This is a genomic window from Streptomyces sp. KL109B (assembly GCF_030766935.1).
GTDB lineage: Bacteria > Actinomycetota > Actinomycetes > Streptomycetales > Streptomycetaceae > Streptomyces.
In genome coordinates this window covers 83,626-97,498 of sequence record NZ_JASERL010000011.1, presented here as the reverse complement: position 1 = coordinate 97,498, position 13,873 = coordinate 83,626, and the positions used below count along the sequence as shown (strand labels likewise).

Here is a 13,873-nt window from a genome sequence, read left to right as displayed (position 1 = left end):
AACCCACGACAGCACACGAGTTCACGACTTCGCAGGAGGAAGTGCGCATGACTCACAGTGACGCCGACGTCGTCATCAGCCCGAGCGGCTGGGTCGCCGACCAGGCCCGCACCTACGAGGAGTCCGGCGGCACCGAGGGCACGACCATGCAGGGCGCCCCGTGCCTGCTGCTCGACTACCAGGGCCGCAAGACGGGGCAGTGGCGGCGCACCGTGCTGATCTACGGCCGCGACGGCGACGACTACCTGATCGTGGCGTCGAAGGGCGGCGCGGACGAGCACCCGCTGTGGTACCTCAACCTTCAGGCCAACCCCGAGGTCCGGCTGCGCGTCGGGACCGAGCGGTTCACGGCTCGCGCCGAGACCCTGTCGGCGCAGGACAAGGCGCGGGTGTGGGACTCGCTCGTGGAGGTGTTCGCGCCGTACGCGGACTACCAGAAGAAGACAAGCCGGGACATTCCGGTGGTGCGGCTGCGTCGCACGGACGGCTGAGAAGTCACCGCACGCGTGGACTCGGCGGGCGTGGGCACGCGAGCCGGGAGACAGTGGAAAGGTCCCCTCCGAATCGCTGGAGGAACCAACGATGACCCACCCGTTCCCCGATCCCGTCCCGCCGACCCCCACGCCGGGCCCCGGACCAGGCCCCGGCCCAGGACCGGGCCCAGGACCCGGGCCAGGGCCCGACCGGCCGGATCCCGGCCCGATGCCGGACCCGTTCCCGACGCCGGTGCCCGAGCCCGCGCCGCGGCCCTCGCCGTCCCCGACGCCACCGCTGCCGGACCCGGACCCCGATCCGCACCCGCCGGAGCCCGAGCCCTCACCGGCGTAGGTGCTACGCCTCGACCTCGGAGCGGTCCCCGCCCCACAGCGTGTGGAACGAGCCCTCCCGGTCGACCCGCCGGTACGTGTGCGCGCCGAAGAAGTCCCGCTGGCCCTGCGTGAGCGCGGCCGGCAGGCGCTCGGCGCGCAACGCGTCGTAGTAGGCGAGCGCCGCCGCGAAGCCCGGCGTGGGCACCCCCTGCGTGGTCGCCGCGACCAGCACGGAACGCCAGTCGTCCTGCGCCGCGGCGATCTCGTCGGCGAAGCCCTTGTCCGAGAGCAGCGACACCAGGCCGGGCTCGGCCTCGTACGCCGCCGTGATCCGGTCGAGGAACGCCGCGCGGATGATGCAGCCGCCGCGCCAAATGCGGGCCACCGCACCGGAGTCGATGTTCCAGTCGTACTCCTGGCTGCCCGCGGCGATCTCGTGGAAGCCCTGCGTGTACGACACGATCTTCGAGGCGTACAGCGCCTGTTCGACCTTGTCGGCGAAGGCCGCGGCCTCCGACTCGCCCAGGGCGCTCGCCGTCGGGCCCGCCAACTCCCGTGAAGCGGTGCGCAGTTCGGCGTGCCCGGACAGGGAGCGCGCGAACACCGCCTCCGCGATGCCGGACACCGGCACGCCCAGGTCGAGCGCGATCTGCACCGTCCAGCGCCCGGTGCCCTTCTGCTCGGCCTGGTCCTGGACGACGTCCACGAAGGGCTTGCCGGTCGCGGCGTCCACGTGGGAGAGGACCTCGGCCGTGATCTCGATCAGGTACGAGTCGAGGCGGCCGGTGTTCCACGTACGGAAGATGTCGGCGATCTGCGCGGGGGAGTACCCGGCGACGTCGCGCAGCAACTGGTAGGCCTCGCCGATGAGTTGCATGTCGGCGTACTCGATGCCGTTGTGCACCATCTTCACGAAGTGACCCGCCCCGTCCGGGCCGACGTGTGTCACGCACGGCGCCCCGTCCTTCGCCTTCGCGGAGATCTTCTCCAGCATCGGGCCCAGCGAGGCGTACGACTCGACGCTGCCGCCCGGCATGATGCTCGGCCCGTGCAGCGCGCCCTCCTCGCCGCCGGAGACTCCCGTGCCGACGAAGTGGATGCCCTGCTCGCGCAGCTCCTTCTCGCGGCGCCGGGTGTCCGCGAAGTGCGCGTTGCCGCCATCGATGATCATGTCGCCGGGCTCCATGAGCGGCGCGAACTCCTTGATCACCGCGTCGGTCGGCTCACCCGCCTTCACCATGATGACAAGGCGCCGCGGCCGTTCCAGGGCCGCCACGAACTCCTCGGCCGTCTCGGTCGGTACGAAGATGCCCTCCTCGCCGAACTCCTCGACCAGCGCGTGCGTACGGGACGCCGTGCGGTTGTGGAGGGCGACGGCGTACCCGTTGCGCGCGAAGTTCCGGGCGAGATTGCGCCCCATGACAGCGAGCCCCGTGACACCGATCTGGGCTGTAGTGCTCATGCCTGTCGCTCCTGTATGCGGAAGATGTCTGTGTGCGGAAGATATCTGTGTGCGGAAGATGAAAGATCTTGTTCGTTCGTGCTCGGGGACGGGTTAGGTTGGCGTCCGTCCCCCACCGTGGACTCTCTACGATTTCGGAGCCTTGCGTGCCTCATTTCGACCTGTCGCTCGACGCGTTGCGTACTTATCAGCCGGAGTTGACGGCCCCCGACGACTTCGACTCCTTCTGGGAGAAGACCCTCGCCGAGGCCAGGGAGCACGACCTGGACGCGCGCTTCGAGCCCGTCGACGTCCCGTACACGGCGGTGGACGTATTCGACGTTACGTACGCGGGCTTCGGCGGGCATCCCGTGAAGGGGTGGCTGATCCTTCCGGCGGGCGCGAACGAACCGCTTCCGGCCGTCGTCGAGTACATCGGCTACGGGGGCGGCCGCGGCCTCCCGCACACCCACCTGCGCTGGGCGGCCGCCGGGTTCGCGCACTTCGTGATGGACACCCGCGGGCAGGGCAGCGGCGGCGGTGTCGGGGACACCGCGGACCCGGTCGGCTCCACGCCCTCGTACCCCGGCTTCATGACCCGGGGCATCCAGGACCCGCACGAGTACTACTACCGGCGCGTGTACACGGACGCCGTGCGCGCCGTCGACGCCGCCCGCTCGCACCCGCTCGTCGACGCCACGCGGATCGCGGTCACCGGCGGCAGCCAGGGCGGCGGCATCACCATCGCCGTGGCCGGCCTCGTGCCGGGCCTGAAGGCGGCCGCGCCCGACGTGCCGTTCCTGTGCGACTTCCGGCGCGCGGTCACGCTCACCGAGCGTCACCCGTACCGCGAGATCGCCCTCTACCTGAAGGCCCACATCGGCGACGACGAGCGCGCCTTCCGCACGCTCTCCTACTTCGACGGCATCAACTTCGCGGCGCGCGCCACGGCGCCGACGCTGTTCTCCGCCGCCCTGGAGGACCTGACCTGCCCGCCGTCCACGGTCTTCGCGGCGTACAACCACTGGGCGGGCGCCGAGAAGTCCATGGAGGTGTACGCGTTCAACGACCACGAGGGCGGCGGACGCTTCCAGGAAGCGGTCCAACTCCGGTGGATTCCCGGTCGGTTGAGGGGCTGAATCACGCCAAGGTGGCGTACGGCACCCTTGTCCACCCCCGGAGGAGCGGCTAATTTTCCGCTCCTACGTGTGGCGGGATCGCGACTGAGCGGAACTGTGGCCGAGGGGGCATTCATGGCGTTACGCGGCCGGCATCGCCGGTACCAGCCGAGCCGGGTCAACCGGGCGTCGCTCACGGTGACCGTGGGCGGCGTGGGCATGGCCATCCCGCTCATCGGCGCGGGCGGCGCGCAGGCCGCGGACGCGCACACGTGGAACAAGGTCGCCGCGTGCGAGTCCTCCGGGAACTGGAGCATCAACACCGGAAACGGCTACTTCGGCGGCCTCCAGTTCACCCGCTCCACCTGGGCCGCGTACGGCGGCACCGCCTACGCGCCGCGCGCCGACCTCGCCACCAAGGGCGAGCAGATCGCCGTCGCCGAGAAGGTCCTCAAGGGGCAGGGGCCCGGCGCCTGGCCGGTGTGCTCGCAGCGCGCGGGCCTCAGCCGCACGGACGCGGCCCGCTCGGCACCCGACGTACGGCCACAGGCCACCCCGCAGTCCCGGGCGGGACGCGCCCAGATGTACCGCGTCGTCGGCGGGGACACCCTGTCCGGCATCGCCGACGAGCGGTCCGTGAAGGGCGGCTGGCGCGCGCTGTACGCGGCGAACCGCGCCACGATCGGCTCCGACCCGGACCTGATCACGCCGGGTCAGCGGCTCGCGATGCCGGGTGCCGGTAAGACGCGGGGCGAGCCCGCGAAGAAGGCGCAGGCCGCCCCGAAGCCCGTCGCCAAGAAGTCCGACACGGCAAAGGCCACCACGCACCACGTGGTCGCCCCCGTCGCCGCCGCCCTCGGCACCCCGTACCGCGCCGCCGGTGCCTCCTGGTCGAAGGGCTACCACACGGGCGTCGACTTCGCGGTGCCCACCGGGACCTCCGTGAAGGCCGTCACCGCGGGTCACGTCGTCTCGGCGGGCTGGGGCGGCGCGTACGGCTACGAAGTCGTGATCCGGCACGCCGACGGAAAGTACAGCCAGTACGGCCACCTGTCGGCGCTCTCCGTGAAGAGCGGGCAGCGCGTGGTGGCGGGCCAGCGCATCGCCCGCTCCGGCTCCACGGGCAACAGCACGGGCCCGCATCTGCACTTCGAGGTGCGGACGGGGCCCGGCTTCGGCAGTGACGTGGACCCGCTGGCGTACCTGCGGGCGCGCGGCGTCAGGATCTGACGACAGGCCCGGCAGGAATTCCAGCCCCGCCGGGGCGGGTCAGGACCTGACGTCCTCCGCCGTCCAGCCCCCGGTCGGCGGCTCGTGCCGGGAGTCCCGGGACTCCGGCGCGCGCGGCGGCAGCGGCACGCAGTCGAGCCCCGCCGGGCTGTCCGGCACCACGGGCGGGATCGCCGGTGACACGCCCTGTGCGACGACCGAGGCGCCGACGCGGCGGCCGCGGCCGATGCGCTCCGTCGTCAGCAGGATCAGGCCGCCCGCCGCCACGACGCCGCAGGACAGCGCGAGGATCGTGCCGATGGTGCCGTAACGGAACGATTCGCCGAACATCGTGATGCCGATGGTCGCCGCCACCACCGGGTTCACGACCGTCGCCGTCGCCAGCGGCGCCGCGAGCCCGGCGCCCCGGTAGGAGGCCTGCGACAGCAGCATCCCGGTCGCGGCGAGGCCCGCGATGGCCAGCAGCGTGGCCAGTTCCTCCAGCGGCTGCCCGGTCCAGCCCTCGGTCACCGACTTCGTGAACACCGACGCCATGCCGAAAGCGCCGCCCGCCGCGATCGCCAGCAGCACAGCGCGCACCACCGGATGCCGGTGCGCGGCCCGCGCCGACGACATCAGGACCAGCACGCCACCCGCCGTGACCAGGCCCACGACCAGCCGCTGCGAGCCGCTCAGCGACTGCTCGGTGGTGGCCCCGGTCAGCGCGAGCAGGCCACCGAGCCCGACCGTCGCCATGATCGCCCCGCGCCACGCGGTCGCCCCGGACCTACGCCCCACCAGGAGCGCCGACATCGGCAGCGCCAGCACGATCGTCAGGGCGCCCAGCGGCTGCACGACGCTGAGCGGGCCGTAGGCGAGCGCGGCCACGTGCAGCAGCGCGCCCAGGCCGTTCAGACAGCCGGCGCCCCACCACGCGGGCCTGCGCAGCGGCGCGTACGTCGCCTTGGGCGACGTAGCGGCCACCCGCTCCTGCACGATCGCCCCGCCCGCGTACGCGACGGCGGAGACGAGCGAGAGCAGCACGGAAAGCACCAGGTCGCTCATGTGGCACCCCTGGGGGCCCTAGGGGTACGGCGCCGCGCACGGTCGCTTGTCATACCCTCCACGATCGCTCTTTTCCGCCCTCCGTGTCGTCCGACCTGAGCACTCATTGGGTCCTACTGCCGTTGGAGTACGACGCCTCCTGATTCATCCCCAGGACGGGTGCCCCTGGGACTCCCGGGGGACTCCGCCCCAGTTGCCGTCCGCGCCCTTCCGTGCAAGCCCCTCCATGGGTGACCATGGGGTGCGCTTTTCGAACAGCGATCCGACCGTGATCCGACAGGGATCACGCCGCAAACCGGAGCGAGTGTCGCCGACCGACGAAAACGGGGGCCGCGCGTGCGAGTGGGACTGCTGACCAGGGAGTATCCGCCGGATGTCTATGGCGGCGCCGGCGTCCACGTCGAGTTCCTGGCGCGCGAGCTGCGCCCCCTCGTCGACCTCGAAGTGCATACGTGGGGTGAGGGCGCGGGCGACGGCGTGCGCCGGCACCGGGCCTGGCCCGCGCTCGACGGGGCGAACGACGCGCTGCGCACGCTCTCCGTGGACCTGTCGATCGCCGCCGCGCTGGAGGGCCGCGAGCTCGCCCACTCCCACACCTGGTACACGAACCTGGCCGGGCACCTCGCGGCGCTGCACCTCGGGATCCCGCACGTGATGACGGCGCACTCCCTGGAGCCGCTGCGCCCCTGGAAGGCCGAGCAGCTGGGCGGCGGCTACGCGCTGTCGGCGTGGGCGGAGCGGACGGCGATCGAGGCGGCGGACGGTGTGATCGCCGTGTCGCACGCGATGCGCAAGGACATCCTCGGCTGCTATCCGGCCCTGGAGCCCAAGAAGGTCCGCGTCGTGCACAACGGCATCGACGTCTCCCTCTACCGGGCCGACGCGGGCACGGACGTGCTGCGCCGCCACGAGATCGACCCGGACCGCCCCTACGTCGTGTTCGTCGGCCGCATCACCCGCCAGAAGGGCGTGCCCCATCTGCTGCGCGCGGCGAAGGAGTTGACGAAGGGCGTCCAGGTCGTGCTGTGCGCGGGCGCGCCCGACACGCCGGAGATCGGCCGCGAATTCCGCGAACTGGTCGAGGAGTTGAAGGCCACGCGGGACGGGGTGCGCTGGATCCCGACCATGCTGCCGCGCACCGAGGTCATCCAACTCCTCACGCACGCCAGCGCGTTCGTGTGCCCCTCCGTGTACGAGCCGCTGGGCATCGTCAACCTGGAGGCGATGGCCTGCGGCACCGCGGTGGTCGCCTCGGCGGTCGGCGGTATCCCCGAGGTCGTCGCGGACGGCGAGACCGGACTCCTCGTCCCGTACGCCGCTTCGGATCCGGCCGCCTTCGAGGCGGGCCTCGCGAACGCCCTGAACCGGGTCGTCGAGGACCCCGGGGCGGCGCGCGCGATGGGCGAGGCGGGGCGGGAGCGGGCGGCGGCGGAGTTCGGCTGGGACACGGTGGCGCGGCGCACGGTCGAGGTGTACGAGGAGATCCTCAGCGGTTCGTGAAGTGCCACGACAACCGTGACAACCGTGACAACACAGGGGGGTTGGTATGCGCGGCGGACCTTCGGTGCTCGGGATCGTACTGGCGGGAGGGGAGGGCAAGCGGCTGATGCCGCTCACCGCGGACCGGGCGAAGCCCGCGGTGACCTTCGGCGGCACCTACCGCCTGGTCGACTTCGTCCTGTCCAACCTCGTCAACGGCGACATCCTGCGCATCTGCGTCCTGACGCAGTACAAGTCGCACTCCCTCGACCGGCACGTCACCACGACGTGGCGGATGTCGAGCCTGCTCGGCAACTACGTCACCCCGGTCCCGGCCCAACAGCGCCTCGGCCCACGCTGGTTCTCGGGCAGCGCCGACGCCATCCTCCAGTCCCTCAACCTGGTCCACGACGAACAGCCCGACTACATCGCGGTGTTCGGCGCCGACCACGTGTACCGCATGGACCCGCGCCAGATGCTCGCGCAGCACATCGAGTCGGGCGCGGGCGTCACGGTCGCGGGCATCCGCGTGCCACGCAAGGAGGCATCCTCCTTCGGAGTCATCACCCCGGCCCGCGACGGCACCCGCATCGACGCCTTCCTGGAGAAGCCCAGCGATCCGCCGCCGCTGCCCGGCACCCCGAACCAGGTCTTCGCCTCGATGGGCAACTACCTCTTCACCACGAAGATCCTCGTCGACGCGCTCCAGACGGACGCCGAGGACTCCGAATCGGCCCACGACATGGGCGGCTCCATCGTCCCGATGCTCACCGAACGCGGCGTCGCCCAGCTCTACGACTTCGACGGCAACCACGTGCCGGGCGAGACGGACCGCGACCACGGCTACTGGCGCGACGTCGGCACCCTCGACGCCTACTACGAGGCCCACATGGACCTCATCTCGGACACCCCGGTCTTCAACCTCGACAACCGGCGCTGGCCCATCTACACCCACCCCGGCCAGCTGCCGCCCGCCAAGTTCTGCGCGGGCGGCATCGCCTCCGAGTCCGTCGTCAGCCCCGGCTGCGTCATCCGCGGCCAGGTCACCCGCTCCGTCCTCTCCCCGGGCGTCGTTGTCGACGACGGCGCGGTGGTCCAGGGCTCGGTGCTGCACGACAACGTCCGGGTCGGCAGGGGAGCGGTGGTCCGCGGCGCCGTCCTCGACAAAAACGTCGAGGTCCCGGCCGGCGCCACCATCGGCGTCAACCCGGCCCGCGACGCGGAGCTCTACACCGTGTCCCAGTCCGGCATCATCGCCCTCGGCAAGGGCCACCCGGTCCACTGACCCCATTCCCGATTCAAGCCCCGCCGGCGCTTGAGGCGCGGGGCCCGGGGCGGAGCCCCGTGTGCGCAATTCGGCCGACCTTTCAAGCCTCGCCGGCGTTTGAGGCGCGGGGTTCGGGGCGGCGCCCCGTGTCCGCAACTCGGTCGCCGGGCACACTCACCTTTCAAGCCTCGCCGGCGTTTGAGGCGCGGGGTTCGGGGCGGAGCCCCGTGTCCGCAACTCGGTCGCCGGGCACACTCACCTTTCAAGCCCCGCCGGCGTTTGAGGCGCGGGGTCCGGGGCAGCGCCCCGAGTCCGCAACCCCGTCGCCGGGCACACCACACCCGCACCATGACTAATCTGCACGGATGACCCCCGCCCTGACCCTCCTGCCCCGCGTCACCCACCGCGGCCAGGAGATCACCGCCCCCCGCCTGCGCGGCCTCCTCGCCCTCCTCGCGAGCACCCCCCGCACCGGATGCAGCGTGGAACGCCTGGTCACGGGCCTCTGGCCCAACGAACCACCGCAACACCCCACGAAGGCCGTACAGGTACTCGTGGCCCGGGCGCGAGCCCAACTCGGCGCCGACCTCATCGCGAGCACCCCCACCGGCTACCGCCTCACCCTCCCCGACGACCAGGTCGACAGCTCCGCACTGCTGCGCCACGCCACCGCCTGCGCGACCCACACCAGATCCGGCGACCACGCCGCCGCACTCGCCGAGGCGGAGGCCGGACTCGCACTGTGGGACGGCGGAGAGGACACCGACGCAGAGGAGGCGGTCGGCGACGACCCCGTGGCCGCGCTGCGCGCCGAACGCCGCCCCGTCCACCTCGACCTCACCCGCGCCCGCGCACTCGCCCTCGCCCGCCTCGGCCGCCACGCCGAGGCGAAGGACCCGCTCGCCGAGACCTCCGCCCGCCTGCCCCGCGACGAGGAGGTACACGCCGAACTCCTGCGCGCCGAAGCCGCCACCACAGGCCCCTCCGCCGCACTCACCCGCTACGAGACCTACCGCCGCACACTCCGCGAGGAACTCGGCACGAACCCCGGCCCCCACCTCCGCGCCGTCCACGCCGAACTGCTCCACGACGACCCACCCACCGTCCGCCACGGCGTCCCCCACGAACCGAACCAACTCCTCGGCCGCGCCACCGACATCGCCTCCGTCGAGGAACTGCTGCGCGCCTCCCGCGCCGTCACCGTCGTCGGCCCCGGCGGCCTCGGCAAGACCCGCCTCGCGTACGCCGTGGCCCGCCGCGCCGAGCAACGCCTCGTACACGTCGTGCCGTTGGCCGCGGTCGGCGCCGAAGCGGACATCGCCGCCGAGGTGGCCGCCGCGCTCGGCGTGGGGGAGGGCCGGCGGGCAGGCGTCGGCGGCCACGCCCCGGCCGACCCGGTGTCCGGCATCGCCGGCACGCTCGGCGCCGGGCCCGCCCTCCTCGTCCTCGACAACTGCGAACACGTCGTCGCCGGTGTCGCCACGCTCGTCCACGAACTCCTCGCCCGCGCCCGCGACCTGCGCGTCCTCGCCACCAGCCGATCCCCGCTCGGCCTCACATCGGAGGCCGTGTACGCGCTGCCCGAGCTGGGCCAGGCCACCTCGGCCGAACTCTTCGCCCAGCGGGCGCGGGCCGCCCGCCCCGGCGTCGACCTGCCGCCGGACGCCGTGGCCGAACTCTGCCGGCACCTCGACGGGCTGCCCCTCGCCGTCGAGCTGGCCGCCGCGCGCGTACGCGCCCTGTCCGTGCCCGACATCGCGCGCCGCCTCGGCGACCGTTTCGCCCTGCTGCGCGGCGGCGCCCGCGACGCGCCCGAACGCCACCGCACCCTGCACGCCGTCGTCGAGTGGAGCTGGAACCTCCTCTCCGAAGAGGCCCGCGCCGCCCTGCGCACCCTCTCCGTCTTCCCCGGCGGATTCTCCGGCGCCGCCGCCGAACGCGTGCTGGGCGACGACGCGTTGACCGCCCTTGAACAGCTCGCCGAGCAGTCCCTGCTGACTGTCGCGGACACCCCGGCCGGGGTCCGGTTCCGAATGCTGGAGACCGTACGGGAGTTCAGCGCGGCCCGACGTGCGGAAAGCGGCGACGAGGACCACGCCGTCAGTCAACTCCGGCTCTGGGCCCGCGAGTTCGGTGTCACACACCACGACACCCTCCTCGGCCCGCGCTCCCCCGAGACCTGGGAGCTGATCAGGGCCGAACAGGACAACCTCGTGGCCGCCCTCCGCCACGCCCTCGCCCGCGGCGACGGACCGACCACCGCCGCCGTCACCGCCGTGCTCGCCGCCCTGTGGTCCACCGACTCCGACTTCGCCCGCCTCTCCGCCCTCGCCGCCGACACCGGCGCCCCGCTCTCCCACTACCGCCCCGCACCGGCATACGTCGAAGTCGCCCGCGCCGCAGCCGTGTTGTGCGCCGCGAGCCTCATCGTCGACCACGCGCCACGCGTCGTACGCCACCTCGTCACCCTGCGCCGCCTGCCGCCCGCCCCGCCGGACACGCTGCTGCGCGCCATCGCGGTCGTGCTGAGCGCCGTACCGGAGATGCTGCCGCCCGGATACGACGTGCTGCGCGAACTGTGCGCCAGCGAGCACCGGTTGGTCGTCTCCGTCGCCGAGAGCGTCGCCACGTACGTCTGGGAGCACGAGCACGACATCGACCGCGCGCTCGCCTCGGCCCGGCGGGTCGTCGAATCGCTGGGCCCGCTCGACATCCCGCCGCTGGAAGTCATGGGCTACTCACGGCTGAGCGAACTGTGCCTGAAGACCGGCGACGGCGAGGCCGCGTACCGGTACCTCGGGGCGGCGCGCGAGGCGCTGCCGAGGATGGGCGACGAGGACGACTATGTCGGGGTGCGCTGGGGGTTCGCGCTCGCCTGCCTGCAACGCGGCGACCCCGACGAGGCCGAGTCCTGGCAGCGCCGGGCCGAGGCCGAGGGCACCGCGCAGAAGGACCCCTTCTACAGCCCCGACCTGGGCGTCCGCGCCGAGATCGCGCTGGCCCGAGGCGACACGGAGGCCGGGCTCGCCCTGTGGCGCCGCGCCGTCGACCGGCTGCCCGTCGCGGGCGCGGGGCGCGGCGACGGCCTGTGGCTCGACCCGTGGGCGCTGCAACTCCAGGCGACGGCCGTGACGGCGCACGCCTACGCGGGGCACGTGGCGCCGGTCGCCGAAACGGTCGACCGGCTGCGGTCGGTGCTCTCAGGGCCGGCCGCCGACGGCCTGGACCTGCCCGTCGTCGGCACCGTGCTCCACGCACTCGGCGCGGCCGGCCTCACAGGCCGCGCCCCCGTCGCCGTACGACAGCTCGCCCTGGCCGAACGGCTGTGGGTGCTACGGGACTTCCAGCCCACGACGGCCGCGGGCCGGGCCCGCCGGGCGGCCGAGCACGCCGACCGGGCGGCGTACACCGACGCCGTGGCCGAGTACGCCGCCCTCGCGCGCGACGAGCTACGGGACGCGGCCCGCGCGGTCGTCGCACCGGACAGCGCTACGGCGTACCGCGGGTGAACACGCCGCTACTTCGGATCGCGGTTGAACAACGCCCGCGACCACAGGAACCCGAGCACGGTCAGCGCCAGGCACCAGGCCACCGCGAGCCACCCGTTGTGGCCGATCTCCGTGCCGAGCAGCAGCCCTCGCAGTGTCTCGATGAGCGGCGTGAACGGCTGGTACTCGGCGACCGGCTGGAACCAGCCGGGCATCGCGTCGATCGGCACGAACGCGCTGGAGATGAACGGCAGGACGATCAGCGGCATCGCGTTGTTGCTGGCCGCCTCCGCGTTCGGGCTGGCGAGACCGAGGCCGACGGCCGTCCAGGACAGCGCCACGGCGACCAGCACGGTCAGTCCGAACGCCGCCAGCCACTCCAGCGGCGTCGCGTCCGTCGACCGGAAACCGACGGCCACCGCCACGGCGCCGACCACCAGCACCCCGGCGACCGCCTGCAGCACGCTGCCCACCACATGCCCGATCAGGACGGACGCGCGGTGGATGGCCATCGTACGGAAACGGGCCATGATGCCCTCCGTCATGTCCATCGTCACCGAGATCGCGGTCCCTGCCGGGGTCGCCCCGATGGTCATCAGCAGGATGCCCGGCACCAGATAACCGATGTACGCGGAACGGTCGGCGGGCCCGCCGCCGATGCCCGCGCTCATCACGTCACCGAAGACGTACACGAAGAGCAGCAGCAGAACGATGGGGGTGAGGAGGATGTTCAGGGTGAGGGAGGGGTAGCGGCGGGCGTGCAGGAGGTTGCGGCGCAGCATCGTGGACGAGTCGCGCACGGCGAGGGACAGGGCGCCGCTCATCGGAGGGCCTCCTCGGGGGCAGTGGTAGCGGCGGGCTTGTCGGCGCCGCCGGTCAGGGCGAAGAACACGTCGTCCAAGTCGGGTGTGTGCACGGTCAGTTCGGCCGCCTCGACGTCCGCGGCGTCCAGCCAGTCGAGGACCGAGCGCAGCTCGCGCGGCGTGCCGTCGCTGGGGATCCGCACCGTCAGCGCCTCGTCGTCCGTGGTGATGTCGCGCAGCGCCGCGACGGCGGACCGGTAGGCGGCCGGGTCGGTGAAGCGCAGCCGCACATGCCCGCCCGGCACCAGCCGCTTCAGCTCGTCGGCGGTGCCGGTCGCCGCGATCCGGCCCTCGCTCAACACGGCGATCCGGTCGGCGAGTTCATCGGCCTCGTCGAGGTACTGCGTCGTCAGGAAGACGGTGACACCGCCCGCGACCAGCTCCCGGACCATGCGCCACATCGTGTGCCTGCTGCGGGGGTCGAGGCCGGTCGTCGGCTCGTCGAGGAAGAGGATCCGCACCTCGCCGACCAGCGTCATCGCGATGTCGAGGCGCCGCCGCATGCCGCCCGAGTAGCCGGCGGCGGGCCTGCGCGCCGCCTCGGTCAGGTCGAAGCGGTCCAGGAGTTCGGCGGTCACCCGGCGGCCCTCGCGGCGCGGCAGATGGTGCAGGTCCGCCATGAGGAGCAGGTTCTCCTCGCCGGTGATCAGGCCGTCGACGGCGGAGAACTGCCCGGTCACCCCGATCGCCGCGCGCACGGACTGCGGCTCTGTGGCCAGGTCGTGGCCGCCGACGCGCAGCTCGCCCGCGTCGGCGCCGATCAGCGTGGAGAGGATCTTCACGGCGGTGGTCTTGCCCGCGCCGTTCGGGCCGAGCAGGGAGAAGACGGAGCCGGCCGGCACCGCGAGATCGATGCCGTCGAGGACGGTCGTGTCGCCGAAGGCCTTGCGCAGCCCCGTCGCCTCGATGGCGAGGGCGGGGGACGTGGCGGTCGGCGCCGTGGTTGGCGTAGTGGTCATGCGGCAGACCTTGCGACCGGGCGCCTTCAACGCGGTTTCAGCGTGGTTTCACCGCTCACGGCGTTCGCGGTCTTGCCGGAGGCGGCCACCCGTGCTGAGATGCCAACTGCCCCTCATCGCAACATTGTTCAACGAAGTCCGACGAACTCCAACGCAGTTGCACAGACCCGAGCGG

10 protein-coding genes are annotated in these 13,873 nt (G+C 72.6%); 6 read left to right on the top strand and 4 right to left on the bottom strand.

Annotation, left to right across the window (positions count from 1 at the left end; translation table 11 throughout):
- Nucleotides 1-47 precede the first annotated feature (47 nt).
- Complete coding sequence (locus RBJ65_RS31065; RefSeq protein WP_306319938.1) at nucleotides 48-491, top strand: nitroreductase family deazaflavin-dependent oxidoreductase; 444 nt, start codon at nucleotides 48-50, stop codon at nucleotides 489-491.
- A 340-nt stretch (nucleotides 492-831) separates the two neighbouring features.
- Here RBJ65_RS31065 and gndA read toward each other — a convergent pair whose 3' ends face one another.
- On the bottom strand, nucleotides 832-2,271 hold the full coding sequence (gndA, locus tag RBJ65_RS31060) for an NADP-dependent phosphogluconate dehydrogenase (protein ID WP_306319937.1): 1,440 nt from the start codon (nucleotides 2,269-2,271) through the stop codon (nucleotides 832-834).
- 146 nt (nucleotides 2,272-2,417) lie between these two features.
- Here gndA and RBJ65_RS31055 point away from each other — a divergent pair, with 146 nt between their 5' ends.
- The gene (locus RBJ65_RS31055) at nucleotides 2,418-3,389 is read left to right on the top strand and encodes an acetylxylan esterase (RefSeq protein ID WP_306319936.1); all 972 of its coding nucleotides are present in this window, start codon (nucleotides 2,418-2,420) and stop codon (nucleotides 3,387-3,389) included.
- A gap of 114 nt (nucleotides 3,390-3,503) precedes the next feature.
- Nucleotides 3,504-4,598, top strand: a complete 1,095-nt coding sequence (locus RBJ65_RS31050; protein WP_306319935.1) for a transglycosylase family protein — start codon at nucleotides 3,504-3,506, stop codon at nucleotides 4,596-4,598.
- Between the two features lie 39 nt (nucleotides 4,599-4,637).
- Here the strand turns inward: RBJ65_RS31050 and RBJ65_RS31045 are convergent, their stop codons facing one another.
- Nucleotides 4,638-5,642, bottom strand: a complete 1,005-nt coding sequence (locus RBJ65_RS31045) for a DMT family transporter (protein ID WP_306319934.1) — start codon at nucleotides 5,640-5,642, stop codon at nucleotides 4,638-4,640.
- Between the two features lie 342 nt (nucleotides 5,643-5,984).
- Between RBJ65_RS31045 and glgA the strand changes: the two genes are divergently transcribed.
- The 3 genes from glgA to RBJ65_RS31030 all read left to right on the top strand — a co-directional run bounded on the left by glgA (nucleotide 5,985) and on the right by RBJ65_RS31030 (nucleotide 11,897).
- A complete protein-coding gene (glgA, locus tag RBJ65_RS31040) occupies nucleotides 5,985-7,142 on the top strand; it encodes a glycogen synthase (RefSeq protein ID WP_306320138.1) in 1,158 nt (385 codons plus the stop codon).
- A gap of 46 nt (nucleotides 7,143-7,188) precedes the next feature.
- Nucleotides 7,189-8,406, top strand: a complete 1,218-nt coding sequence (gene glgC, locus RBJ65_RS31035; RefSeq protein WP_306319933.1) for a glucose-1-phosphate adenylyltransferase — start codon at nucleotides 7,189-7,191, stop codon at nucleotides 8,404-8,406.
- Between the two features lie 347 nt (nucleotides 8,407-8,753).
- On the top strand, nucleotides 8,754-11,897 hold the full coding sequence (locus tag RBJ65_RS31030; protein ID WP_306319932.1) for a BTAD domain-containing putative transcriptional regulator: 3,144 nt from the start codon (nucleotides 8,754-8,756) through the stop codon (nucleotides 11,895-11,897).
- A gap of 8 nt (nucleotides 11,898-11,905) precedes the next feature.
- Here RBJ65_RS31030 and RBJ65_RS31025 read toward each other — a convergent pair whose 3' ends face one another.
- Both RBJ65_RS31025 and RBJ65_RS31020 read right to left on the bottom strand, forming a co-directional pair.
- The gene (locus tag RBJ65_RS31025; protein WP_306319931.1) at nucleotides 11,906-12,700 is read right to left on the bottom strand and encodes an ABC transporter permease; all 795 of its coding nucleotides are present in this window, start codon (nucleotides 12,698-12,700) and stop codon (nucleotides 11,906-11,908) included.
- A complete protein-coding gene (locus RBJ65_RS31020; protein WP_306319930.1) occupies nucleotides 12,697-13,698 on the bottom strand; it encodes an ATP-binding cassette domain-containing protein in 1,002 nt (333 codons plus the stop codon). Before RBJ65_RS31020 ends, RBJ65_RS31025 begins: the two co-directional genes overlap by 4 nt.
- Between the last annotated feature and the right edge of the window lie 175 nt (nucleotides 13,699-13,873).